The organism is Mesorhizobium sp. WSM1386 (genome assembly GCF_055901595.1).
This window is the reverse complement of sequence record NZ_CM148373.1, coordinates 2,180,594-2,204,634: the sequence shown is the minus strand read 5'-3', so window position 1 is coordinate 2,204,634 and position 24,041 is coordinate 2,180,594. Positions and strand designations below refer to the sequence as shown.

General features: G+C 60.6%; 29 protein-coding genes. 9 read left to right on the top strand and 20 right to left on the bottom strand.

Going from position 1 to position 24,041, the window contains the following annotated elements; translation table 11 throughout:
* Positions 1–90: 90 nt before the first annotated feature.
* From AC0NIH_RS10740 to AC0NIH_RS10680, 13 genes are all read right to left on the bottom strand, one after another.
* Positions 91–438: a hypothetical protein gene (locus tag AC0NIH_RS10740; protein ID WP_473467808.1), complete on the bottom strand. Its 348-nt coding sequence runs from the start codon at positions 436–438 to the stop codon at positions 91–93.
* On the bottom strand, positions 435–800 hold the full coding sequence (locus AC0NIH_RS10735; protein ID WP_473467810.1) for a hypothetical protein: 366 nt from the start codon (positions 798–800) through the stop codon (positions 435–437). Before AC0NIH_RS10735 ends, AC0NIH_RS10740 begins: the two co-directional genes overlap by 4 nt.
* A 236-nt stretch (positions 801–1,036) precedes the next feature.
* Positions 1,037–3,208: a phage tail tape measure protein gene (locus AC0NIH_RS10730; protein WP_473467812.1), complete on the bottom strand. Its 2,172-nt coding sequence runs from the start codon at positions 3,206–3,208 to the stop codon at positions 1,037–1,039.
* Entirely contained in the window at positions 3,198–3,908 is a 711-nt protein-coding gene (locus AC0NIH_RS10725) for a DUF6441 family protein (RefSeq protein ID WP_473467815.1), read from the bottom strand. The genes AC0NIH_RS10730 and AC0NIH_RS10725 overlap by 11 nt, the downstream gene beginning before the upstream one ends.
* Positions 3,863–4,486, bottom strand: a complete 624-nt coding sequence (locus AC0NIH_RS10720; protein ID WP_473467817.1) for a hypothetical protein — start codon at positions 4,484–4,486, stop codon at positions 3,863–3,865. The genes AC0NIH_RS10725 and AC0NIH_RS10720 overlap by 46 nt, the downstream gene beginning before the upstream one ends.
* A gap of 176 nt (positions 4,487–4,662) precedes the next feature.
* A complete protein-coding gene (locus AC0NIH_RS10715) occupies positions 4,663–5,130 on the bottom strand; it encodes a hypothetical protein (protein WP_473467819.1) in 468 nt (155 codons plus the stop codon).
* A 406-nt stretch (positions 5,131–5,536) separates the two neighbouring features.
* Entirely contained in the window at positions 5,537–6,505 is a 969-nt protein-coding gene (locus AC0NIH_RS10710) for a hypothetical protein (RefSeq protein ID WP_473467821.1), read from the bottom strand.
* A 92-nt stretch (positions 6,506–6,597) separates the two neighbouring features.
* Positions 6,598–6,942, bottom strand: coding sequence for a hypothetical protein (locus tag AC0NIH_RS10705; RefSeq protein ID WP_473467823.1), 345 nt, complete (start codon positions 6,940–6,942; stop codon positions 6,598–6,600).
* Positions 6,943–7,270: 328 nt separating this feature from the next.
* Positions 7,271–7,855, bottom strand: coding sequence for a DUF1376 domain-containing protein (locus AC0NIH_RS10700; RefSeq protein ID WP_473467825.1), 585 nt, complete (start codon positions 7,853–7,855; stop codon positions 7,271–7,273).
* Entirely contained in the window at positions 7,852–8,727 is an 876-nt protein-coding gene (locus AC0NIH_RS10695; protein WP_473467827.1) for a hypothetical protein, read from the bottom strand. The genes AC0NIH_RS10700 and AC0NIH_RS10695 overlap by 4 nt, the downstream gene beginning before the upstream one ends.
* Positions 8,724–8,882, bottom strand: coding sequence for a hypothetical protein (locus AC0NIH_RS10690; RefSeq protein ID WP_473467829.1), 159 nt, complete (start codon positions 8,880–8,882; stop codon positions 8,724–8,726). Before AC0NIH_RS10690 ends, AC0NIH_RS10695 begins: the two co-directional genes overlap by 4 nt.
* A complete protein-coding gene (locus AC0NIH_RS10685; protein WP_473467831.1) occupies positions 8,882–9,076 on the bottom strand; it encodes a hypothetical protein in 195 nt (64 codons plus the stop codon). The genes AC0NIH_RS10690 and AC0NIH_RS10685 overlap by 1 nt, the downstream gene beginning before the upstream one ends.
* On the bottom strand, positions 9,077–9,271 hold the full coding sequence (locus AC0NIH_RS10680) for a DNA-binding protein (RefSeq protein ID WP_473467833.1): 195 nt from the start codon (positions 9,269–9,271) through the stop codon (positions 9,077–9,079).
* 135 nt (positions 9,272–9,406) lie between these two features.
* Between AC0NIH_RS10680 and AC0NIH_RS10675 the strand changes: the two genes are divergently transcribed.
* Together AC0NIH_RS10675 and AC0NIH_RS10670 are read left to right on the top strand one after the other, a co-directional pair.
* Positions 9,407–10,054: a hypothetical protein gene (locus AC0NIH_RS10675; protein ID WP_473467835.1), complete on the top strand. Its 648-nt coding sequence runs from the start codon at positions 9,407–9,409 to the stop codon at positions 10,052–10,054.
* A 5-nt stretch (positions 10,055–10,059) separates the two neighbouring features.
* Positions 10,060–11,298, top strand: coding sequence for a tyrosine-type recombinase/integrase (locus AC0NIH_RS10670; RefSeq protein WP_473467836.1), 1,239 nt, complete (start codon positions 10,060–10,062; stop codon positions 11,296–11,298).
* Positions 11,299–11,617: 319 nt separating this feature from the next.
* On the opposite strand, the gene AC0NIH_RS10665 is transcribed toward AC0NIH_RS10670, so the two are convergent.
* Positions 11,618–12,316, bottom strand: coding sequence for a VIT1/CCC1 transporter family protein (locus tag AC0NIH_RS10665; RefSeq protein WP_473467837.1), 699 nt, complete (start codon positions 12,314–12,316; stop codon positions 11,618–11,620).
* A gap of 4 nt (positions 12,317–12,320) precedes the next feature.
* A complete protein-coding gene (locus AC0NIH_RS10660; RefSeq protein WP_474025210.1) occupies positions 12,321–12,773 on the bottom strand; it encodes a cytochrome b in 453 nt (150 codons plus the stop codon).
* 280 nt (positions 12,774–13,053) lie between these two features.
* Here AC0NIH_RS10660 and AC0NIH_RS10655 point away from each other — a divergent pair, with 280 nt between their 5' ends.
* From AC0NIH_RS10655 to AC0NIH_RS10645, 3 genes are read left to right on the top strand one after another with little or no spacing between them, the layout of a single operon-like run.
* A complete protein-coding gene (locus AC0NIH_RS10655) occupies positions 13,054–13,815 on the top strand; it encodes an FMN-binding protein (RefSeq protein ID WP_473467840.1) in 762 nt (253 codons plus the stop codon).
* Positions 13,816–13,840: 25 nt separating this feature from the next.
* Positions 13,841–14,563: an FAD:protein FMN transferase gene (locus AC0NIH_RS10650; protein ID WP_473467842.1), complete on the top strand. Its 723-nt coding sequence runs from the start codon at positions 13,841–13,843 to the stop codon at positions 14,561–14,563.
* Complete coding sequence (locus AC0NIH_RS10645) at positions 14,560–16,071, top strand: RnfABCDGE type electron transport complex subunit D (protein WP_473467844.1); 1,512 nt, start codon at positions 14,560–14,562, stop codon at positions 16,069–16,071. The genes AC0NIH_RS10650 and AC0NIH_RS10645 overlap by 4 nt, the downstream gene beginning before the upstream one ends.
* Positions 16,072–16,078: 7 nt before the next feature.
* On the opposite strand, the gene AC0NIH_RS10640 is transcribed toward AC0NIH_RS10645, so the two are convergent.
* The 3 genes from AC0NIH_RS10640 to AC0NIH_RS10630 form a co-directional block, all read right to left on the bottom strand.
* The gene (locus tag AC0NIH_RS10640; RefSeq protein WP_473467846.1) at positions 16,079–17,302 is read right to left on the bottom strand and encodes a sensor histidine kinase; all 1,224 of its coding nucleotides are present in this window, start codon (positions 17,300–17,302) and stop codon (positions 16,079–16,081) included.
* A gap of 119 nt (positions 17,303–17,421) precedes the next feature.
* On the bottom strand, positions 17,422–18,087 hold the full coding sequence (locus tag AC0NIH_RS10635) for a response regulator transcription factor (RefSeq protein ID WP_473467847.1): 666 nt from the start codon (positions 18,085–18,087) through the stop codon (positions 17,422–17,424).
* The gene (locus tag AC0NIH_RS10630) at positions 18,087–18,386 is read right to left on the bottom strand and encodes a PepSY domain-containing protein (protein WP_245264200.1); all 300 of its coding nucleotides are present in this window, start codon (positions 18,384–18,386) and stop codon (positions 18,087–18,089) included. Before AC0NIH_RS10630 ends, AC0NIH_RS10635 begins: the two co-directional genes overlap by 1 nt.
* Positions 18,387–18,544: 158 nt before the next feature.
* On the opposite strand from AC0NIH_RS10630, the gene AC0NIH_RS10625 reads away from it, so the two are divergent.
* From AC0NIH_RS10625 to AC0NIH_RS10610, 4 genes are all read left to right on the top strand, one after another.
* Positions 18,545–18,820, top strand: a complete 276-nt coding sequence (locus AC0NIH_RS10625) for a hypothetical protein (protein WP_287269517.1) — start codon at positions 18,545–18,547, stop codon at positions 18,818–18,820.
* Between the two features lie 119 nt (positions 18,821–18,939).
* A complete protein-coding gene (locus AC0NIH_RS10620; protein WP_473467849.1) occupies positions 18,940–19,245 on the top strand; it encodes a DUF2231 domain-containing protein in 306 nt (101 codons plus the stop codon).
* Positions 19,242–19,409: a hypothetical protein gene (locus AC0NIH_RS10615; protein ID WP_473467850.1), complete on the top strand. Its 168-nt coding sequence runs from the start codon at positions 19,242–19,244 to the stop codon at positions 19,407–19,409. The genes AC0NIH_RS10620 and AC0NIH_RS10615 overlap by 4 nt, the downstream gene beginning before the upstream one ends.
* 131 nt (positions 19,410–19,540) lie before the next feature.
* The gene (locus tag AC0NIH_RS10610; RefSeq protein ID WP_473467852.1) at positions 19,541–20,239 is read left to right on the top strand and encodes a CBS domain-containing protein; all 699 of its coding nucleotides are present in this window, start codon (positions 19,541–19,543) and stop codon (positions 20,237–20,239) included.
* A gap of 272 nt (positions 20,240–20,511) precedes the next feature.
* Here AC0NIH_RS10610 and mgtA read toward each other — a convergent pair whose 3' ends face one another.
* The gene (mgtA, locus tag AC0NIH_RS10605) at positions 20,512–23,142 is read right to left on the bottom strand and encodes a magnesium-translocating P-type ATPase (protein WP_473467854.1); all 2,631 of its coding nucleotides are present in this window, start codon (positions 23,140–23,142) and stop codon (positions 20,512–20,514) included.
* On the bottom strand, positions 23,142–23,951 hold the full coding sequence (locus AC0NIH_RS10600) for a universal stress protein (protein WP_473467857.1): 810 nt from the start codon (positions 23,949–23,951) through the stop codon (positions 23,142–23,144). Before AC0NIH_RS10600 ends, mgtA begins: the two co-directional genes overlap by 1 nt.
* Positions 23,952–24,041: the final 90 nt, after the last annotated feature.

Below are 24,041 nucleotides of genomic sequence, written 5' to 3'. Positions count from 1 at the left end.
CTCCTTTTAATCCGCCATTTCGCGGACATCAGAACGGCCAGGCCAGCGCCAGCACGACGCCTGCGGATAGGGTGAAAGCGAGAAACGGCATCATGCGGCGTTGTCCGGTTTGCCGCCGGGCACCACAGTCAGCATTGGTGTGCGATCCTGCAGGATGCTCACGCCGATCGTACCTGCGAACAGGGGTTTGAGGCGGTCGATCACCTGTTCAAGCAGGTCGGGCATGATCTGCTGCTGACCATCGCCACGCTTACCGGCATCGGTCATTGCGCAGACCACAAAGCCGGTGAGGTGCGCCATTGCAGCATGTGCCGGGTCGCATCCAGGCGTGTTCAATTGGTCCTGCGTGATCTCGCGGAAAAAGCCGCGCGTGACGTGCGCCGACCAGTCGGCGTTCTCTTTCTCGAACGGGCCGAGGTCTGGATTCGGGAAGGTCATCTCCGACCAGGCCTCCGGCCCAAGCTCGAATAGGACTCTTGAATTAGAAACTGCTGCAGCCGGTTGAGCGCGATGTCCCCGATCGTTAGGTCGTCGATTTGCTCGCCGCCTGGCAGTTGCAGGACGAGCGGCGTGCGCTGGTTGCCTGTGCCGGATGTGGATGGAGCCAAAGCGGAAACCATGCCGCCGCCGGCATAGCGCGGGATCTGCATCGAGCGATTGAGATTGTCGACAAAGCCGCCCATGGAAAAGCCGCGCAACCCTTGCATCTGCGGAATGAAGCCGTTGTTCAACGCGTGAAGGAAGTCGACCCCAAGCCGCTGCACGGCGCGTGCCTGCATCACAAATTCGCCGTTGCTCAATCGTGCCAGGATCGAATCTGTTCTCGGCCCGCCGGCACCGCGGACGAAGCCGCCGCCAGCGAAACCGCCATGGGAGCCGCCTTGCGAGGATGCCGATGACGATGCCGCCTGCGCCCGAAGCGATGCTGCCGCGGCGGCCGCCTCGCGCAGCGCTGACAGGATGCTCTGGATCTGCGCGTTGATCTGCGCGGCAAGGCTGGTGACGGTCGCCGACAGCGTGGCAAAGCCGCCCTGGATCAGGCCTTGGATCCCGACAAGACAGCGCTGATCTTCGCCGGCAGTGTTGTAAACGGCGCGACAATGGCCTCTGCGGCTCCCTGAGCGGCCCCAGTATCGAGATTGCCGAGCGAACTGTTGAACCCGCTGGCGGCTTCCTGCGCGGCTGGTGCGATCTGAGAAATGCTGTTGGTGATCTCGTTCGATACGCCATCGACAGCACCGCTCGTTTCGTCGACGCTCGACTTAAGGCCGTCGACCGCTGTTTTACCGTCGGCCGCGGCCTTGGCAACGCCGCCGACAACATCGAAAACCTGTTTCGTAAGCTTGTCGCCGCCACCGCGAATGACGGTGATTGTCTGGCCCAGCGCTTCCACCTTGCCGTTGGCGGCGTCGGCTGCAGCACCGGCGTTCGTGAGACCGGCATTTGCGTCAGCACCAAGTGCCTGGAACCCGGCGCCGGCCTGGCGTGCCTGGAAGGCAGCATCAGTAATCTTGCCGGTGAGCAGATCGAGGAAGTCGGCCGACGGCTTGATCTTCTCCTGCAGACCGGTGGCATTATCGGTCAGGTGCACGAAGGCGTCGGCCGCTGCGTTCAGTTCAGGGTTGGCAGCGCCGATTTTCTTGATCGCGGCGAGATAAGCCTCGAGGCTGCCGCCGGCAGCGAAGTCACGAAGTGCTTGGCTGAACGGGTTTTCCTTGGCCGGCGCGGCGGCCAGGTCGCGCAAGCGCTTGATCTCGGCTTCGAATGCCGGCACCAGGTCTTGCAAGGCGGCGCGTTGCTGAATGATCAGACCGTTGCGGATCTCGTCGGTCATGTTCTTGACCGCGTTGCCAGCCCGCCCGTAGGCGTCCTTAACGCCCTCGACCAAGCCCTCGTGGCGCTGAAGTGCTGCCGTGGCCTGGTCTGTGCGCGTCGCCCAAAGCAGGATTCCGCTGCCAATGAGCGTGATTGCCGCAATCCATGGGTTTGCCCGAGCGAGGCCGAACAGCAAGACAATGCCATCCTTCGCTGCGATGACAGCACTGTAGAGCGCCTTGAAACCGCCGGTGATCTGCCCCGCAATGAGGACTAGGCCGATGGCGTCACCTGAAATATGCGTGCCAAACACGCCGTTGAGCGCCGTCGCCGTGAGATCCAGGCCGGCACGCAATTTGTCGATCGCGGCAAGGACGATGGTGGACGCCTGGACCATCGACTGCCCGAAGGCTATGGCGCCGTCCCTCCATTCTAAAACCCACTTGTTCGAAACGTCCGCGTCATTGCCGGTAAGCGCATTCACGAAATCGAGCATCAGCGGCAGTGCCTTGGTGGCGATGTCCTGGGCGAAACCCTGGATGGCGGGCCGAAGTTGCTTGATCCGTTCTGTCAGCGCCGTGGCGGCCTGAGTGATCGCAGGCGCAAACAGCAGACCAAGCTGGAGTTTCACGCCGCCGGCTGCAGCAGACACGCTGTCCAGCGCGTCGCCGAGATTGTCGCCGATCTTTGCCTGGGCGTCAGTCAGCGTGACGCCAAGCGCCTTCGCCTCGGCGCCGAGATCGATAAGCCCCTTCTTTCCTTCGTTCAGGAACGGCAGCAATTTCGCGCCGCTCTTGCCGAAAAGCTGGATGGCCAAGGCACTCTTCAGCGCACCATCGGGCAACTTGGAAAAGGCGTCGGCGAGGTCGAGCAACACAGCGTCGGGTGAGCGAAGATTGCCGGCTGAATCGCGGATGGAAACACCGAGTTTTTTGAACAACTCCAGTGCAGATTTCGAACCGTTGGCAGCCGCGCCAAGCGTCTTGTTCAACTTCGACATGCCGGCATCGAGGTCGGCCTGTTCGAGGTTGCTCATTTTTGCAGCGAACGCCAACTCGGTATAGGCCTCAGTCGTCACGCCAGCGGATTGGGCAGCCTTGCCCGCCTGGTCGGCGGCCTCGCCCGACGACTTGGCGACATCGAGCAGTGCCACACTGGCACCGCCGACGGCCGCAGTGATCGCCGTGCCCAAGATGGCGACATTTCGGACGAATGAGCCGATATCGCTGCGAGCCTTGCCCAGCGATTCGGAGAACTTGGCAAGATCGGCCTTGTTCACGGCGGATTGGATATCTTTAAAAGCTCGCTCACCCGCCTGTCCCAGCGCCTTCAGGTCAGCGACGATGCCGGCGACGCCATCAAATGACAGCCGTGTTTTGATCTCATTGGCCATTCAATTCGTCCTTGAGGTTTTCGGCGAAATACGCGCCGAGTTTCGCAGCGTGGGCAGCGGTAATTCTGCGCAGGTTGAAGCGTTTTTTGATGTTCGCATCGTCGATGCCGACAAAGAGCGGGACCGCCTGCTTTGCGCCCGTGCCGGAGGCACCCTTTCGCAGCTTGGCATTGGTGATCTTGCCGATGCTGCCGGTTGCCTTCTGCCGCGCTGAAAGCCCAATGTTGGCGGCCAGGAGCGGCGCCTTGCCGGGTCGATTGATTGTGAAGAGCGGGCCAATCTGGCGAACGTAAAGCGCCGGGGTCATCTTCTGCCGCCCGATCCTTTTCGGAGCAGAAGGCAGCGGCAGCCAAAGCATAGGCTTGCCGTGGATGGTGCCGCCAGTCTCGAAGATGTCGGCATACTTGACCGTATCGAAGATCAGCGCTGCGGCTCCAACAGATGCCCCTCGCTTGGGATAGACATTGGCGCGGAAGCTGTTTGCGAACCTCTGCGAAAAGCCCGCTCCCTTAATATCGGCTCGGCCTTCGTTCTTGATGCCTGTTGCGGCCTGGTTCATGGCGCCTTGCGCAGCTTTGGCCATGACGCCGTAGTTGCGCTTCATCGCGCGTTCGATCGCACCAGTCTGGAACGTCATGCTGAAACCGGGCTTGGTCATGGTTTCGCCGACCAGCACGCAGACATTGAGCGATCCGCCCACTCTGAGCCGCCTGGTAGTCCCTCCTCGGCGTCGCTTGTCCATTGTCCGCCGCTGCCATCGTCACCGACACGCTCGACGAAGGCCTGCACTTCGGCGGACCACTCCAGCATCGGTTTGCCGGGAAGCGGTACGCGATAATCGTGGATGCGCGCGGTGTTGATATCTTGATGCACCGCGCACGCCAGCGTTGCGGTAAGGTCTTCCAGCGCCAACACCGCGCGCGCCTGGTTCATCTCGTCGGCGCCGAGGATCTCCATTGCTTCGCGCATCAGCGTTGGCCACTCGGCCACCATGACACCGAGGGCAGCAAGCACTTGGGGATCGTAGCCGTTCCCGCTCTGCGCCCTCCAAAGCGAAGCCTTCCGGATGGCCCGATCTGGCCGGCCGCCATGACCGCCCTGAATGTTGCCGTCCCGTCGCCTCAACGAGTCAGCAGTTTGCCGGTCGACCATTTTCTTACCATCGGCCGTCGTCACCGTCGGAATGCGCCCCTTGGCAATCGCGCGGCTGACTGTCGACGGCGAGACGCCGATCGCGTGCGCATATTCAGTTGGGGACATAAGCGTCATTTTCGTCAACTCGCATTTGCACGGTTTTGCGGCTCAAAGCCTTGTAGACGCAAGGAAGCGTCGTGCTTGCGCTTGTTCATGCACAAGTTTTGCATATCTGTGGCTAGGGATACTGTGCGGCTTCGCCCCCCTCATCGCGTTGTATGGTTTTCTAAGTACCTTTGATTGCCTCGCGCGCGCGCTCATCAGCCAGGCCTTCCCAAGAGGAATGCATCGAACTTAGCATTGCGCCGCGCGATGACCTCATCCCAAGCTCCGCGAGCTTTGGCGCGACGCGCATAGATGTCCTTGGCACTAGGCATAGGCGGAGCCACCTTGCCGATCTCGGCCTTGATGGCGTCGAGCTCTGGCTTCAGTTCGGTGAGCGTCGATATGCGTTCCGGGCTGGTCCGGCCAAGGATGAACCGTGGTGCGCCTGCAGCCGCTTCACGTTCCCTTGTGGCTGCTGCCCTCGCTTCCGCGATTGCGGCGGGGAAACGTTCGCGAAGGCCGACGACCCTGTCTCTCTGCTCATCGGGAAGGTCCTGGAAGCAACCACCAATCATACTGGTCGCGCGGAAGAAGGCGGCCAGATCGGATTGGCTCGCAAACTGTGAGACATCACCACGTTCGATTGCGGTGCGCCATGCCGGTGAGAAGGTTGAGGGCATCATGGTGTGACTTCCTTCTGATCGATGCGACCGGGGAGTGCACCAACACCAACCCGGCCGCGACGCACGTCACGTTGAAAGGTCCGCAACCGCGCCATTTGTGAAATTGGATGAGCCGACCTGTCACCGCTGTTTAAGGAGAACGGGCCGGCTCTTTGCCCAAACCGGACTGACAGGAACGGTCGGGCAAATGAAAAGGAAAGTGAGATTTTCAGAATCTCAGAACCACGCGAAACGCGGGCTTCGTCCCATCGCATAGGAGCGCCGGTTTTGGTGGGGAACCTTAATAGGGGGCGGGTCAAAGGCCCCCGGTGGACGCGCGCCCGCGTATCCATCCAGGGGCCAACGCCGACCACCGTCCAAGCCGTCGGCGTATTCAATCCAAGCGCTTTGCTGACACTGTTCATCATCACGGCTCCTCGGCCATGTCGATGGTGGCAGGCTCTTCCTTGGCCTTGGCCGGAGTGTCGGCAACAGCGATCAGTTGCGTGACCGGCTGCTGATCGGCATCGGCCGGCATCGGCTTCATGACAGCGAGATCGGCCATCCTTGCCAGAACAAGCCTTGGCATGTCGTAGCTGTTGTTTCGATGCTCCCAGATGGGCGGCTCGCCGGCGACGAGACCAGGCAGCACGACACTGGCTAGCGGCGAGTAATGGATCGGGTTGGTCCGGGGCAGATAGGTGCGGCGGATGAAGCGGCGCTTGACCGCTCGGATGCCCCCGTGAAGGTGGATAACGCCATCTGGGGGCTGGTGCCCGCTGGCCTTGACCTCGACCTCCCGTTTGTCCGCCTCGCCCTGCCTGTTGTCCGGCAAGAGGTCCCAAGAACTGGCGTGACACCAAAGCTGGACCTCCTTCTCGCTGATGGTCCTCTCTTCCGATCCTGGGCGCCGGCGAACCGTCACCTCCACTGGCCACAGCGGGGCAACATCCGCGGGCAGGCGTTTGTTTGCCTCCTCGACTGCGACGTCGGCCTCGGCAACGGCCCTGATCAGTTCGACAAGGCGGCGAGCCAGGTCAGGATATTCCTTCCGCAGCATCTTTGCGGCAGCGTCTGCCTTGGCCTTGGCGGCGTTGTAGCGATCAGAGAGTTCGGATTCAGTCGCCGCGGCGATAGCTGCCTCCAGGCGCTTCTCGAGTTCAGCCTTGGCCGCATAGGCCCTCTCGATGTCCCGGTTTGCCGCGGCGATCTTGGTCTCGATCGCCTCCAGTTCCTTGTCGCTGCCGTCTAGAAGAACGCGGCGCCGTTCGGCCTCAAGCTTCTCCGCAGCCGCCTCCAGCCCCTCGATGTCGAGCTGGTCGAGTGTCTGACGAAGCTGGTCGGCCGTGTTCGTCTGGCCTCCTCGCAACGACTTGACGATAGTTTGAATGTTCATCTGTGTTCGGACTTTCGGGCTGTGGACATGCACCGAAGATGCCGAACGAAACACGACAGACGAAGGGCTCGAAACGCGACAAACGCGACAGTCTATCGGATGCCTAGCTTTGCCTGCACTTTCGAAATCGAGACATACCAGCGACCGCCTGGACGCCAGCCGAAATCCTTATTCCGTTGGCACCACGATCGAACGACTTCCTTCGATATCTCGAAACGTTGCGCCGCCGTTGACACCTCGATCCACTCCTTGCCGATAAGTTCTGTCCGTCTTTCCGGCTCCACAAAAGCAGATACCGCGGGCGCTGTTGGAACACTCTGGTCGACCTGCCCGATGTAACCGTTCAGATCGGCCAGCCTTGCGGCAAGTGCGGCCTCCGCCGCTTTGATCTCCGCCATGAGCCTGGCCAAGTGCGGATCCTGTTGGGCTAGCGTCATGCATCGCCTCCAACCGGTCGCCTTCCCGGACCGGCTGCCAGGCGACGGAACCCACCGAAGGCAGCATGCGTTGCCCTATCATGGTCGGTTACCTCAAATCGGTTGTCAGAGAGATGCTGCCGCCGTGGCTCACACGTAAGTCGGTCGATCTGGACGTGCGCCTGGTTAATCAGCCGCCCATCCATGACCTTGTAGGCGCGGCGCCACCGCGGCGATATCGCGGCCCCCTCAGGCCGGAAGCTAGCGACAACAGGCTTAATGCTGCGCTGCCGCCTGGCAGGCCGAGATAGGCTGATGCTCACTGGCAGATGGTCAACGGCACGCCCGCTCATGCGGTCAAACCCTTCGCTTTGGCGTAGGAGTTTGCTGCCTTCTCCTTCGCCTCGAGATGAGCCTGCGCCTCAGCCATCGACATCAGCAGGATATTCGGTTCCTTCGCGCGCGCAGGCTCTAACCTTTCTTCTTTTTCATCCGGAGCAATCTTGTCTGATGCTGATGCTGATGCTGATGGCCATTGGCAAAACGATGCGTCTGCCATCGTATCCGATGCGGTTGCCATAGTTGTGCCATTGGCAAGCGCATTGGTTCTGCCATTGATGCGCCACCTGGCTTCAGCGCCTCTATGCCCCGCCGCGACCTTCTTTTCACGCTTGACGGTAGCGTCAGACCGCTCCGCGTCGAGACGCTGAAGCCCTTCCGACATCAATGGCCCGATAGTCTGGGCGACGACCTCCCACCTGTCTGGATCGATCCCGCTGATGCGCATAAGGCGAGCGTCGTCTGAAGGCATCGAGCCGTGCTGCCAGTAGTGCCGGCGCAAGCGCTCATAGGCGCCAAACTCCTCGGCCGTAAGATGCGCGGTCAAAGCGGTTTCAGTGCCAATATAGACCTTCATCCAGGCGAGATCGGTCATGCCGCCCTCCATCCGGAAAGGATCGACTGCAGCGATTCCAGCTCGGCCGCATTTACAGTCTCACAGCGCGCCCAAGCTTCCGGCTCAATCAAGCCTTTGATCTCCCGCTCCACGCACTCGCGCAGGTCGCGCGGGTCCATAGCGTCGAGTTCCCAGCAATGGTGCGAATGGTTGCGGATGAACCAGCGGTATCGCATGTCGCTTTTTTTGTCGGTCGCCGGAAAATATGGGAGACCGTTTACCTGGTGAACGGTCAACGCGATCCGCCGAAACCGGACATGGGAGCCGCCGTATTCGGCGAGGCGCCGGGGCAGATCTTCCTCTGACATGTACATGCCGCTCGGATCATAGTCGCCGGCGTAGAGGACAATAAGCGGTCTCCCGTCATCATCTGTGGCGATGTCGTTGACCGTGGTCGCACTGGCGAAACCATGCATAACACGAAAGCCGACCGCGTATTGGTCGAGCACCGGCTTGAGGACGCCGCGAACAGTGCCTTTTTCGCTCCAGACTTCGACGCGATAAGGCTGCTGATTCCAGAAGTCGCGACGATAGGACCGCGCCACGGCGCGCGCGTACTGCGCGGGATCATCCCAGGTCGAAACCCGCTCCAGTTCTCGGGTCTCGTCAACGATCCAGTCCCATGGAATGTCGCCTTGCTCTCTGGCGATCCGCAGGAGGCGATAGACCTTCTGCATGTCATTGGTCGACATCGACGGGATCAGCCCGGCCGTGAACAGCTTGTAGCCGATGCCTCGGCCAGTGATAGGCTGCATCTCCTCGGCGATCTTGTGCATCGCCGCGATCAGATCGAGCGAGGCTTGCGCCATGCCCCGGACCTTTTTCAATCGGGGTTGAATTTGCTCGGTCATGATGCCGCTTTCTCGATCGCCTTGACGATCTGACAGGCCGTTGGGCGATCGAGTTGGAAGCGCTCGGCAAGCACCAGGTCGGGCGCGCGCTTGTCGGAGGCATAGGACAGGAACCGCCGGCATTTATCGATGAGGTCGGGGGTGATCTCGGCCATCAGTGTGCCCTCGCCATTGCCAGATTATGGCGCCGGACGGCTTCGCAGGCTTCTTTCGGGCTGAGGCCGATCTCACGAAGGGCGGGGATTGCCGGGCCCCTCAGATGGCGCGGCACTTCGGTCAGGAAGCGCTCGCCGCGCTCGATCGTCGACGGCTCGGAAGTGTGGTCTTCAGTCTCGGGGCGGCCGGTCATTTAAGCGGCCTCCTCACCCAGGAAGAACCTGGTGAGTTTGCCGCGCTCAGCGACCCAACGGCCACCCACTTTCTTTGCGGGAATCTGCCCCGTCTCCAGCAGGTGAAACGTCTGCCGAGGCTTGGCCCCAATCACTAGCGCGATGGCTTCCGCTCCCCACACCAGATCGATTGGCTGATTGTCTGTCGTCGTCAAAGTGGACCTCCTGTTGTTCGGTATTTGTGGAAAAGACCGTAACAAACAGAAGATTGTTGCGCCATTCGAAAAACGCTGGTAATCGTCCCACATAACGAATACTCAACAAAGTCCGTAACAAGGAACCAAGGCGCAATGATCCCTGTCCGTTTGGAATGGCAACGTCCCGCTGATGGCGTCGACTTGGTGGACGACAAAGAATTCGCGAAAAAGCACATTGGCGGCGACGGCCGGGCAATCAGAGCTCGGTCAGATCGTACTGTCCCGGTAACCTACGAAATCTCGGACCTGGAAAACCCGATCGTCGTTCACTTCCTCAACTGCCGGGACGACAAGGATCGCGCGGCGTTCGTCGCCAGATTTGGCCAGGTCCAAAAACAGGATGATTGGTGGGTTGGATTTGTTCCCTGGATCCAACATTTACAGGAGACGATGATGGTCGGCCTCAAGTGGGCATCGCCGGCCATGAGCCCGCTGCACCCGCAGGCCAACTATCTGATGAATGAGGTCACGGCGAAAGGCGTCTCTCTCAAGCCGTCCTTCGAACTGGCGCCGAACGATGCGAATTCGTTGCGCCTTATTCTTCATCCGGAATCGCTGGCCAGCTACATGGTGATGGAAATCGCCCTCGCCCATGAAGTCGGCGCCGTGGCCACCAACTGCGAACACTGCGGCAAGTATTTCCTCACCGGTCCGCTAACTGGTCGCCGCTCACACGCCAAATACTGCTCCGACCGATGCCGTGTCGCAGCAATGCGCGTCAGAAATGCCGAGAAAGGTTGATTCCGATGTCGATCCGCAAGCGCACATGGACGAACGGCAAGGGCGAGGAGAAAACCGCCTGGGTCGTCGACTATGCCGACGGCAAAGGTGTTCGCCGGCTGAAGACCTTCGCGAAGAAAAAGGACGCGGACAGCTTCGCGGCCACGGCCAAGGTCGAGGTACGGGCAGGGTCGCACGTCGCCGACAGTGCGAGCGTGACCGTGAAGGCTGCGGGCGCGTTCTGGATTGCGACCGGCGAACAGGACGGGCTCGAGCGGTCATCGATCGACCAGCGCAAGCGCCATATGCAACTGCACATCGAGCCATTCATCGGGCAAACGCTTCTATCGCACTTCACCGTGCCGGGCGCCCGCGAGTTCGCCGACAAACTGCGGGAGAACGGCCGCTCGCCGGCGATGGTTCGAAAGGTCATGGGTTCATTGGCCTCCATCTTTTCAGACGCACAGGAACGCGGCCTTGCCACCCGGAATCCGGTCAAGGATCTCCGCGGCGCGCGTCGAAGAGGCAAGGAGCGGCAAGCCGACAAGCGCCAGAAAAGCAGACTTAAGATTGGCGTCGAAATTCCGACCCGCGAAGAAATCAAGGCCATAGTCGGCGCGGCGACCGGCCGCTGGCGCCCTCTGCTGATAACCGCGATTTTCACCGGCATGCGATCGTCAGAGCTGCGCGGCCTGCGGTGGCAGGATGTCGATTTCGAGCGTGCGCAAATCAGTGTGTACCAGCGCGCCGACGACTATGGCGAGATCGGCCGGCCGAAGTCGGAAGCGGGAGAAAGGACGATCCCGGTTCCGCCGATGGTCATCAACGCCCTGAGAGAATGGAAGCTCGCCTGCCCTCGCCGACCGACCGGGGAAATCGACGCCGCTGGCAATCCGGTGAAGGAACTCCACTACGTGTTCCCGACCGGCAGCGGTAATATCGAGAGCCGGTCGAACATGACCAAGCGCGGCTTCCTGCCGACCCAGATCGCGGCGGGGGTGACAGTGCCGAGCGATGAGCGAGATGACGCTGGTGAGGCCATCATGGTGGGCAAGTATGGCGGCATGCATGCCCTTCGCCATTTCTATGCCTCGTGGTCGATCAATCGGCCGCAGGATGGTGGCTTGGGCCTTCCCCCTAAGGTCATCCAGGAACGGCTCGGACACAGTTCGATTTTGATGACAATGGACGTCTATGGACACCTGTTCCCCCGTGGCGACGATACCGATGAAATGGCCGCGGCAGAGCGGTCGCTTTTGGGTTGAGTGCGACATAGACGCGACAAAGAGGCAAATTCCTCAACAAAATCAGCAGTCGCACCAAGCATCATAATCCTGGGGTCGGGGGTTCAAGTCCCTCTCCCGCTACCAAATTTCTCAGTAAATATCAGAGGCTTACAGAGAGACGCGGCGGCTAGACCGCCCTCTCCCAGCGAATTTAGCAGAACTCTCAGCACACTACCCGTTCGAACAGCCGCCGGTATGCAGTGTGCCGAGACGGGTCCATGCCGCTTGGCACCGACAGATGGCTGGAACTTGAGGGTCTCGGCTCGCGCCGTCGACGAAATCTAGAATCGCACAGTGCTCAGATGGCGGCAGTACCAACGATGGCACCGATGCCGGCCGTCAGCGCCATGGCAAACGCACCCCAGAATGTGACACGGGCTGTTGCCCTCAGCACATTGGCGCCGCCGACCTTGGCCCCAATGGCACCCAGGACTGCCAGGAACAAGAGCGAGGCAACAGACACCGTTGCGGCAAGCCAGGCGGCCGGCGAAACAAGTGCCATCGCCAATGGCATGGCCGCGCCAACCGAAAATGCAGCCGCAGACGACAGCGCAGCTTGGATCGGTCTAGCCGTCGTCACCTCTGAAATACCGAGTTCGTCACGAGCGTGGGCGCCAAGCGCGTCCTTCGCCATCAATTGGTCGGCGACCTGAAAGGCAAGCGTTGGCTCCAACCCACGTTTGACATAGATCTCCGCAAGCTCCTGTCGCTCGGAATCTGGCTGCGTCGACAGTTCCCCTTTCTCACGCGCAAGGTCGGCTTGTTCGGTATCGGACTGCGAACTGACCGAGACATACTCGCCGGCCGCCATCGACATCGCGCCGGCGACCAGTCCGGCTACGCCGGCAACCAGAACATTGGAGGCCGCGGCATCGGCCGCCGCCACGCCAACGATGAGGCTAGCCGTCGACACAATGCCGTCATTGGCGCCGAGCACTGCGGCGCGCAACCAGCCGACGCGGGATATAAGGTGGTTTTCATTGTGCAGCCGGCTCATGACATCACCGCGCGCGCCGTCCGGCAGGTCGCAGCATCCTGACCAGCACATCCGATTTCACATAGAAATGTTGCCACAGCGCTGCTGCGGCATGGAGGCCGACGACAATGATGATCACCGGCTTGGCGAGTTCGTGAATCTCCCCCATCGCTCTAAAGCTGAAGTACCATGCCAACGCCCCGGTAATCGGCATCCCGAAAATGAAAAGATACAGCAGGAAATGGGCGGCTGCGGCAATCCGCTTCAACAGGACGCTTTCTTCGGGCGGCGCCGCCGGCACGCCATGCCGTAGACGGACCGCGAGCCGCCAGATCGCCAGCACCAGAACGGCCAGACCGACATAGACATGAATGTTCGCGTTGAAGACGTCGCCAGCCGCAGGCTCGGCGCCGCGTGAGAACGCCCGGTAAGCCGGCTTGATGTCCTCGCCGATTACAAGCTGCAGGACGATCAGCACCGCGATTGTCCAATGCAGCACTATCTGGATTCCGGTGTATCTCGCCGGCTCGTTGGCAACAGTCATAGGCAGCTACCTCGCTTGAGAACCTTCCTACCTCGCTGCTTATGTGACCATGTTGATCCAGGACAAATCAATTTGCCGTCTCAACCATGAGCTTTAACGGGCACCTCGCAGCTCGGCCTAGGCTGACAGCCAGTTGTCAGCTTGGTCGTGGGATATTGCCTCCGGAGCGGACCAGATAGCCCGCCCTGCGAGATTCAACGTGGAAACACACCCGATGAAACAGATTGCCTTGTCGCTTTTCGTGATCGCCGCCTCGGGCGCTTATGTCTGGGATCAGGCCGGCAAGGATCCTGCAAACGATATGCTCGGCGAAGGGCTGCCGGCCGACGCAGCCGAAGCGCCTTCAGCGCAGCCAAAAGAGCCAGCACCCTTTGCGACTTTGCCGTTGCTTCGGACCTTGCCGGCGCCCCTCGAGCCCCGGTTCAGAACAAGGTTCCCGATTGCCCCGGAAACGACGGCTGGCATAGCAACGCCCGCCGAACGGCCAAATGATCCGGTCAAGCAAACAGTGGTTCAGGTGGCACCACAACCATCGCGAGCGCCACTGGAGCAGGCAGTGGCTCCGGCCGCCTCCGATCCTGCGCCATCGGTACCTTCATTCGCCGTAACTCCCGCCGTCTACATACCAGTCCCACAGCCGAGGCCAGCATATCGGGATGCGCCGGCACGTGTCATCCGGCTGGGCATGAAGATCTATGCCGACGGCGTCTACACCGGCCCCACGGCCGATGCCTACTACGGCCTCATTCAGATTCAAGCCCTGGTACAGGGCGGGCAGCTTGCGGCGCTGAAAGTGCTGAAATACCCATCCGACCGCCGCACCTCCATCAACATCAACAGGCAAGCGCTGCCCATGCTGCGCGACGAAGCGATCAGCGCCCAAAGCGCCAATGTCGACATTATTTCGGGCGCGACGCTAACCAGCAGGGCTTTCATCCAGTCGCTGCGCGGCGCGTTGAAGAAAGCGTCGTCGTAGGTCCATGCGTGAAACGCGCATTTTGATGGGCATGCCCATAACGGTCGACATCGGTGGCGCGTCGACCGGTGAGCTGGTCGACACGGTCTTCGGCTATTTCGAGCATATCGATCGACGCTTCAGCACATACCGGGCCGACAGCGAGATCGCGGCCATCAACCGTGGCGACGTTCCGGTCGCCGATTGGAGCGGCGAGATGATGGAAGTGCTCGCTCTCGCCAGACAGACGAGAGACGAGACGGACGGATACTTCGATATTCGCAAGCCCGACGGGTCGCTCGATCCTTCCGGCATCGTCAAGGGCTGGGCAATTCGCAATGCGGCAGGCATCGTTCAACGGGCCGGCATCAGCGATTTCTTCATCGAAGCGGGCGGCGATATCCAGTCCTGCGGCAAGAATGCCCGGGGCCAAGACTGGAGCGTCGGCATCCGCAATCCCTTCAACGCGGACGAGATCGTAAAGGTCGTCTATCCCCGCCGTCGCGGTGTGGCGACCTCCGGAACCTATGTCCGGGGTCAACACATCTACAACCCGCACGGAAGTGGTGGCCCAATCCAGGACATCGTCAGCCTGACCGTCATCGGCGCCGACGTGCTCGACGCCGACCGGTTCGCCACCGCTGCCTTCGCCATGGGCCGCGACGGCATTCTCTTTATCGGGCAGACGGCAGGCCTGGAAGGCTATCTCATCGACGTCAACGGCCGCGCCACGCCGACAACCGGGTTCGGAGCCCTTTGCCAGCCATGATCAAAGCCATCGACCGATTTCTCGATCATCTGACCATGTATCGGCTGGTCCTCTACTATCTGATCGCACTAGTCAGCGTGGCGTTCGTGCTCGGCTTCTTCAAGCTGGTGCCACATGACCCGCTTGCACTCGCCTTCACGACGGCTTTGGCGCTGGCGGCCTGCTGGATTACCAACAAGGTTTTTGCGCGGATCTTTGCAGTCCCGGCCAACAACGAGTCCGTCTACATCACCGCGCTCATCCTTGCGCTTATCCTCAATCCGGTTGCGGTCACGGACATCAAGGGGATCGCGGCGGTGGCATTCGCGTCCACCTGGGCGATATCATCCAAGTTCATTCTCGCCATCGGCCGGAAGCACCTTTTCAATCCGGCTGCGCTGGGCGTGGCGCTGTCCGCGCTGCTGCTCGACCAACCAGCCATCTGGTGGGTTGGTGGCAATCTGCCGCTGCTGCCGCTCGTGCTCTTCGGCGGCATGCTCATTGTCCGCAAACTGCGCCGGCTTGATCTTGTATCGACCTTTGTTGTCGTGGCGCTGGCCACCATTCTGGCAACCAGCGATCCATCGCAATACTGGACCGCGCTTGCCGAGACACTGGGTTCGTCGCCTCTGCTGTTCTTTGCCTTCGTGATGCTGACCGAGCCGCTGACCGCGCCGACGATGCGTTGGCCGCGTATCGCCTTTGCCGCCATCGTCGGCTTTCTGTTTGCTCCCAACATCCATATCGGCTCGTTCTATTTCACGCCGGAATTGGCATTGATTGCCGGCAACCTGTTTGCCTATGCGGCAGGCCCCAAAGGACGCTTCGTGCTGACTCTTGAACGCATCGAGCAGTCGGCCGTCGACAGCTTTGACTTCGTCTTCCGGTCGCCGCGCAAGCTCGCCTTCGAGGCCGGCCAGTATCTCGAATGGACGCTTGGCCTCGATCGCGCCGACAATCGCGGCAACCGCCGCTATTTCACGGTCGCCTCGGCTCCGACTGAGGAAACAGTCCGCTTCGGCGTCAAGTTCTATCCGCAATCGAGCGCCTTCAAGCGCGAATTGATGACGATGAAGCCAGGCAGCACGATCCACGCCGCGCAACTGGCCGGCAATTTCACGCTGCCGGCCCGGCGTGAAACCAAGATCGCGTTCCTGGCCGGAGGGATCGGCATCACGCCGTTCCGCTCGATGCTGCAATATCTCATCGACCGTAAAGAGCAGCGACCGATCGTCATCCTCTACGGAACCCAAGGCCAGCAGGACATCGCATATCGCGATGTGCTTGACGCGGCCAAGCAGGAACTGGGAATCAAGACGATCCATGCTGTGGCGAAAGGTGCTGAGCGCGGCCAGTATCCCGGCAACATCGACGAGCGCCTGATACGTCTGGCCACACCCGACTACCTCGAGCGCACTTTCTACATTTCCGGTCCGCAGGCGATGGTCAAGGCGCTGCGCCAGAAGCTGCTGGTCATGGGCGTGCGCCGTTCGAAGATAAAGGTCGACTATTTCCCGGGTTTTGCCTGAAGCATGCTCAACTATGCCGCGGCAAGGAAATGGTCACCGCCAGGCCCGGATCGGCGTTGGCCATGGCAAGGCGTCCCCCATAGGCTTCGACGATGTCGGAAACGATGGCCAGGCCAAGACCGCTGCTGCCGCCCTTGCTGTCGAGCTGGACACCACGGAACAGAGCGGTTTCCCGATCGGCATCCGGTATACCCGGGCCATCATCGGTGACGGTGACGATCACCTCGGCGGTTGTGGCCGATGCATCGATGCGGATCGACGATTTCGCGTAGCGTGCCGCGTTCTCGATCAAATTGCCCAAAATTTCAGACAGGTCGCCTTCGTCGATTGGCGCAGTCAGATCCTCCGCGACATCCATCTTGAACGAAAGCTGCCTGCCAGTTGGCGTGCGCTTGACGACGGCAATGACGCCGGCCGCGACCTCCGATACCCGGCAGGATGCCTCGCCGGAAACGCCGGGCGCGAGGCGTGCGCGCGCGAGCTCCCGCTCGACATGGCGCCGGATAGCTCCTGCGCTCTTCTCGATCTCGTCGGCCAGATCCGTCTCGCCTTTCTTGCGCAAGGCACGGATGTCAGCCGACAGGACCTGGAGCGGCGTCTTGAGGCCGTGCGCCAGATCGGTGGCGCGCGAACGGGCCCGAGCAAGAGCCTTCTCCTGGGCATTGAGAAGACGATTGATTTCGTCAGCGAGCGGCTGCACTTCGCTCGGTGCCACCACATCGAGCCGTGTCGTTCGGTGCGCAATCACGCTTCCGACGGCGGCCCGCAAGGTCTCCAGAGGTGCGAGACCGATCGTGATCTGGATGAAAAACGCGGCCATGAGAACTGCGGCGAGCATCAAGAGAGCCGGAGCGAGGTCACGAACATATTCGCTTACAGATATCTCAACGGTGCGATGGTCTTCCGCCACGATGGCGCGAAAGGACCGACCTCCAGCGTCGATGATTGTACGCTCGACCGCAATGCTGAGTTCTCCCCCAGGACCCGTGAACTCCTCTACCGTACGCATCTCGCCACTTGCGCTGCGGGCAGGCAGGACCAGCTTGGCGTCCCACAAAGATCGCGAGCGTTCGAGACCGCCGGTGGCGACGTCTTCGACCTGCCAGTAGTAACCGGACAGCGGATTGGCGAAGCGCGGGTCGGTGAGCACCGGGGCCACCACCAGGTGACCGTCGCTTGTGAAGCTCGTTGCGCCGATCAACTCATTGAGGTCGACCGTCAGCTCGCCCACAACGCGCCGCTCGACGTGAAGTTCGAACAAATAGCGCAAGCCGGCGCCGGCTATGGCGAGCGCGACAAGAATCGAGATCGTTGCCGCCAGCCACAGCCTGAAGCGGATCGAGTTGCCCATCAGGCGGGATCATCGGGCATCAGATACCCGAAGCCGCGCCGCGTTTCGATGACGCCACTCCCAAGCTTGCGACGCAAGCGCGCGACGATCACCTCGATCGTGTTCGGATCGCGGTCGTTCCCTGAATCGTAGAGATGCTCAGCAAGTTCGGTCGGCGCCACCACTCGGCCGGCATGGTGCATCAGAAATGCCAGGAGCCGGTACTCCAGCGGCGACAGGGAAACGGGAACACCACGGAGCGAGATACGCATCTGGCGCGTATCCAGAAGCAACAGCCCCCACTTCAATATGGGTGCCGACTGCCCGGCCGAGCGCCGCAGGATTGCCCGCAATCGGGCGAGCAGTTCTTCCATCTCGAAAGGCTTGGGAAGGTAGTCGTCAGCACCGGAATTGATGCCGTCCACTCGTTCGGTCCACGTGCCTCTTGCGGTCAGGATGAGAACCGGAAACCTGCGCTCATTGGCCCGCCAGCGCTTCAAGACCGTCAGACCGTGGAGCTTCGGCAACCCGAGGTCCAGGATCGCAGCATCGTAGTTTTCTACATCGCCTGCGAACCAGGCAGCCTCTCCATCGCGAACGATATCGACCGCCATACCGGATGCCTTAAGGGCTATTGCGATATCGGCGGCGATACGGGGCTCGTCCTCGGCCAGGAGGATCTTCATCAGTCCCCCTCCCCTTCGCGCATGATGACACCGGCACCGGCGTCAACATCGACAGTCTTTCGCCGGCCATCGGCGCCGACGACTTGGAATCGGTAGACCCATTTGTTGGCCTTGCGGATGAGGTCAACCGCGACGATGTCGCCTGGAGCCTGCGCGCGAACAATATCGAGGATATTGGAAAGGCCCTTTATCTCGCCGTGTTCGTAGAGGTCCCGCGCCCTGTCATGATCGCCATCATCGTCCTCGTCAGCGCGCGCGGCGAGTGGCTGGGCCAGGACGAGCCCGGCCAGGCCCAGCATTGCGAGGCGCTTTAGGTTGACCATCATGAGCGAGGCATGTCGCACGTCGAAGCTTTCAATTTGCTGTCAACCATCCACAGCTGCCAGCAAGCAAAGGTTCCCTATCAGGGCCTCATCGGGGCCAATCATGGCCGCGCAGAAAAAAGGATGTCGAAACCATGCGTAATTCCCTGTTTTTCTTACTCGTAGCACTCGGATGCTTCTCGACCTTTGCCCTGCCGGCAGCCGCTGAATCTGAAGAAGGTTCATGCGGAGCGTCATCCTCAATTGCCCCTGCCGGCCCAATCGATCTGGAGGCCATTCCCATGCAGGATGCCACCGGTCCCAAGGCGATCAAGGGCGTTGGCGATGACCACGAATGCGGCGACAGCTATGCTTCCAGTAAAGCTGTTTTCAGCAGCACTGACGAGGACGGCCAGGGGGACGGCGACTAATATCGAAAAGCTTATGCCCTGCCATTGAGCCGAGCGCCCGCTGATCAACTGCCCTATCGCCGAAACTTGCCCACTCTATCGCCGCGCCATCTCTTTGCCACTCCGGAGATCTTCTTGTCATGATTCCAGTCCAGCATATTCATCCCATGCTCGTGCATTTTCCCATTGCCCTCATCTACACACTGGTAGTAATCGACCTTGTGGCGCTCGCCCGTGGCAACACGGTAACCAAGCGTTCTGGCGCGGGGACGATTTCGACTTTTATCGCCCTCGCAGCCGGGGCTTTCGCCATTGGAACCTGGTTCTATGGCGGACTTGCCCTCGATCATGCCGAAGCGGCCGGCTTCAGCAGTGACATAGCGGAGATCCACGAGAGCCTGGGAGGCATCACAGCGTTCGCGTTTCTGATCTGGGGCCTTGTGTGAGGCTCGGCCTTTGGGTGCGGAATCGTGAACTGCGGCTACTGACCATTGCTATTCCTCTGATCGAAATTGGCGGAGCAATTCTGGTCACGGCGACGGCCTATTATGGTGGACTGCTTGTCTACGAACTTGGCGTGAACGTCGCCAAGACCACGATTGCTGGTTGACTGGCACGCGCCCGGTTATTTGCAGCCCAGCTTGGGTCATTTGTCTCGAGGGTAAAATGATTCAGATCAAGGCCAATCGCTCATGCGGCATCTAGGAAGCTGGGGAATGGAAATATCTCCGGAGAGCGACCATGCAAGCCGAAGCCATAATGAGCAAGCCAGTCATCTGCACGGACCCGTCTGCCTCGATCGCCGAGGTGGCCGGGCTGATGCTGTCGAAAAAGATCAGCGGCCTCCCTGTCATTAGTGGCGATGGCACGCTGGTGGGGATTGTCAGCGAAGGCGATTTCCTGCAGCGAGGAGAACTGGGCACGCAACAGAAGCGCTCGCGCTGGCTGGAGCTTCTGGTCAGCCCCGGAAAAGCCGCCGACGAATATGTCGGGGCCAATGGTCGACGGATCGAAGAGGTGATGTCCGACAGCGTCGTCACTGCATCTCCTGCCGCGTCACTCGCCGAGATCGTCGATCTCATGATGCACCACCACGTTAAACGCATCCCGATCGTGAAAGGTAGGAGAGTCGTCGGCATTATTACTCGCTCTGATATTGTGCGGGCATTGCTCAGCCTCCTTCCGGATGCCGAGCCCACAGCGATCGATGACCAACGGATACGACAGAGCATCATTGCCGAGCTTGCGAAGCAGAAATGGGCCGGCAAAGCCCTGATCAACGTGATGGTGGACAAGGGCGTGGCGAAACTCAGCGGCGCCATTTTCGACGAACGCGAGCGCCAGGCAGCCATCGTCGCCGCTGAAAATGTCGCAGGCGTCAGGTTCGTCGAAGACAATCTGTTTTGCGCAGATCCGGTCTCCGTGATCCTGGTTTCGTAGTCTTCTTGCCACGGCACTGGAGCAGCGCAAAAGTCCGCTGGGCGCATCCGTTTTTTATTGCTCGTCTGGCCACCAGCTGCTGGTTGTTTCTGCTCTCCTGCCAAACGCCCCTGTCCTTGAGGCCCTCGGCCACGTCCTTGGGGTATATTGCGCTCGTCATGTTTGGCCAGCACGCTCTCCGCAACAACGACACCCGCGGCGGGGCCGAACCCCCTTCAGCACGATTTGGTTCCTGAGGGGCGCCGCGCCACGATCACATAGGTGCGGGCAATTCAGTAATGAGACCCCAGCGTTGTCGTGTTTTTGCGAAGCGTCGCCAAACTCGACTTGTACCCTCTCCGGTCACGATCAAAGAACCAGCGCTTTGTCGCCTCCGATGCCAATAGGTAGAGCGCGGTGATGGAGGCAAGTCCGGCCAGCACCGGTAGCGGCAGAGGCACGAAGCCGAACCATGCCGCGAACGGCAGATAAGGGATCGCGATCGCGACAATTCCGACGGCTAGCGTGAGCCAGGCAAGCAACGGGCTCGGGCGGCTCGCCCAGAAAGCTCCGTGCGTGCGCACGATGAGCACAATGGCGAGCTCCGTCAACAAGGATTCGACGAACCAGGCCGTCTGGAATGTCGACGCCGTTGCGTGAGCGAACAAAAGCAGGAAGGCGAAGGTTGCGAAGTCGAACAACGAGCTCACAAGGCCAAAGCTGATCATGAACCGCCGCACGAAGCTGATGTCCCAGTGGCGAGGCCGTCGCAGTTGGTCTTGATCGACATTGTCACTGGCGATGGCGAGTGAGGGAACGTCGGAAAGGAAATTGTTGAGCAGGATCTGCTTTGCCAGAAGCGGCAGGAAAGGCAGGAACAGCGAAGCGACGGCCATACTGATCATGTTGCCGAAATTGGCGCTGGTGGTGATCGAGATATATTTCATGGTGTTGGCGAACGTCTTGCGGCCGTCGTCGACGCCCCGCACCAGTACGCCGAGATCCTGCTTGAGGAGGATGATATCGGCCGCCTCGCGCGCGACATCGCATGCGCTGTCGACGGAGACACCGATGTCGGCCTCATGAAGCGCGGGCGCATCGTTGATACCGTCACCAAGATAGCCAACGACATGGCCTCTGCTCCGTAAGGCCTGGATGATGCGTTCTTTCTGGTTGGGATCGATCTCGACGAAGAGATCAGTGTCCTGCACTCCGGCAAAGAGCGCGCTCTTAGTCAGCTTCGACAGCTCCTCCCCGGTCAAGATCCGATCGCTGCGCAAGCCGACAGCTTGGGCAAGATGGGCGGCAACGTAGCGATTGTCGCCCGTAATGACCTTCACCGCGATGCCCCGGTGGGCGAGTTCGGCAAGCGTGTTCTTTACGCCTTCCTTGGGCGGGTCGAGGAAAAGCAGAAAACCGGCGAAAGCGAGATCGACCTCATCCTTCCTGCTGTAGGGACCGCAGCCTTCAAATCGACGCGTCGCTATCCCCAGGACGCGATATCCCTCCGCGCTCCAGCGCCGAAATATCTTGTCGATCGCCGCGCGGTGAGCGTCTTCGAGAGGTTCCAGGCCTTTCGCTGTGCCGACGAAGCTGCAGGTTTCGAGGACGTTCTGTACCGCGCCTTTCATGATCAGGAGGTCGCCACCGTCCTTGCTTCGCACAACAACGGAGAGGCGCTTGCGAATGAAATCATAAGGCAGTTCGTCAACCTTGGTGAAAGCACCCAATGAAGCGCTCCCACCCCCCGCAATGGCCTCATCGAGCGGATTCTTCAGTCCGGTCTGTAGGGTGGCGTTGAGACGAGCCCAAAGCAGGATCTCCTCAGACGGATTACCATCGACATCGAACCATCCATCGAGGTGGATTACACCTTTCGTCAGCGTACCTGTCTTATCGGTGCAAAGCAGGTCCATGCTGCCGAGATTCTCGATGGCATCGAGGCGGCGCACGATGACGCCGTTGGCAGCCATGGCGCGGGCGCCACGAGCAAGCGTTACGCTGATAATGGCCGGGAGCAGCTCCGGGGTGAGGCCGACCGCGAGAGCCAGCGAAAACAACAGCGATTCAATCAGCGGACGATGCAGCATCAGATTTGCAAAAAACACCATGATGACGATCGCCAGCATGATCTCGGTCATCAGATAGCCAAACAATCTGATACCCCGGGCAAAACCCGTTTCCGGGATTTGTCGCTCCAATGCCGCTGCGATGGAGGCGAATTCGGTGTGGGCGCCGGTCGCGGCCGCAAGTACGGTTGCAGTGCCGCTGCGCACGGATGTGCCGGTAAGCACCGCATTGTTGCGTTGGGCGACGGGCGCATCGGGGTCTGATCGCCCCGCCGCCTTCAAGACGGGGAAGGTTTCGCCGGTCAGCACCGCCTCGCTGACGTTGAAATCCAGCGCCTCGAGGATGATACCATCGGCGGGTATGAGGTTTCCGGCCGACAGCCGGATGAGATCGCCCGGCACAATTTCTTCAGCAGAAACGGAGGATTCGAGGCCATCGCGCAGCACGATAGCCTTGCGTGAGATACGCTGTTTAAGAGCCTCTGTCGCTCGCGACGCCCCATATTCCTGGGTGAAGCTGAGAACGCAACTTGCCAGCACGATCGCCCCGATGATTGCGGCCTCCTGACCTTCGCCGACGAAGGCCGAAACGATGGCTGCGAAGATCAGGATCAGGACGAGTGGGCTGCGGAACTGGCGAACAAACACGGTAAGCGCCGACGCGCCTGGCTTCAACGCCGGCATATTTGCGCCGTATCTGACGAGCCGAGAGGCGGCCTCGGATCCTGCCAGCCCAGACGTGGCGGACGTCGCCAAGCGTCTCACGAGCTCATCGCTGGTGATCGACCAATAGGGACTTGCGGCCGCCGTGACGGATTCCTGGTCCACGCCCGGAGACACGATATTCGATTCCATCAATATGACAGGAAACGGTTGATGCTGGTCTCTTCAATCAGCGTACGGGTGACGCCACCAAACGCCCATTCGCGCAGGCGGCTATGGCCATAGGCGCCTGAGACGATCATATCGGCATGGATCGAGCGTGCGAATGTCAACAACTGCTCGCCGTCGACTTCACCGATGATCAGTTCCGTCTGGGCCATAATGCCATGGTGCTCAAGATAGACCGCCACATCGGCGAGGCTGTCACGGACGCTGTCGTCGCCGTTGCTGGCGATCGTGGCGACGACAACCTCATTGGCCTTGGCCAAAAAGGGCAAGGCATCCGCTACCGCCCGGCGCGCCTCCCTGGTATCTTTCCAAGCAACCAGGACCGTGTTAGCGCGAAGGTGTTCGATGTTGTTTCCGATGACCAGGACTGGCCGGCCGATGCCGAGCGCCAGGCTGCCAACATCGGCGGCGCGAAACACGTCGTCTCCCGACGCACCGGTCACGACAAGGTCGGCTGCGCGGGCGAAAACGCTGAGGAACCGGGTCGGGCTGCAGACGGCTTGGCCCCATTCGCTTGTGATCGAAGCCGGGACCAGGCTTTCGAACTCGGCACGCAGTTCGGCAATACGCTTTCCGATTTCGGTTCGCTGAACCTGCATGACCTCGCCTTCGTAGACCATGCCTTCGCCCGTCGCGACCAGAGGCGGAACATCCGCCGCCGCCAGACCAATGAGATGGGCGCCAAAACGCTCTGCGAGTTCGATACCTACTTTCACAATGGCAGCAGGGGGCGCGTCGACCGCGAGATTTGCTATTATGGACTTATAGGACATTGGACGCGCCTTTCACTCAAGCGATTTGGACGCGCTATGAATTGCATTCACTGGCGCTGGCTTCCTTGATGCGCGTCAAAGAACCGGCCA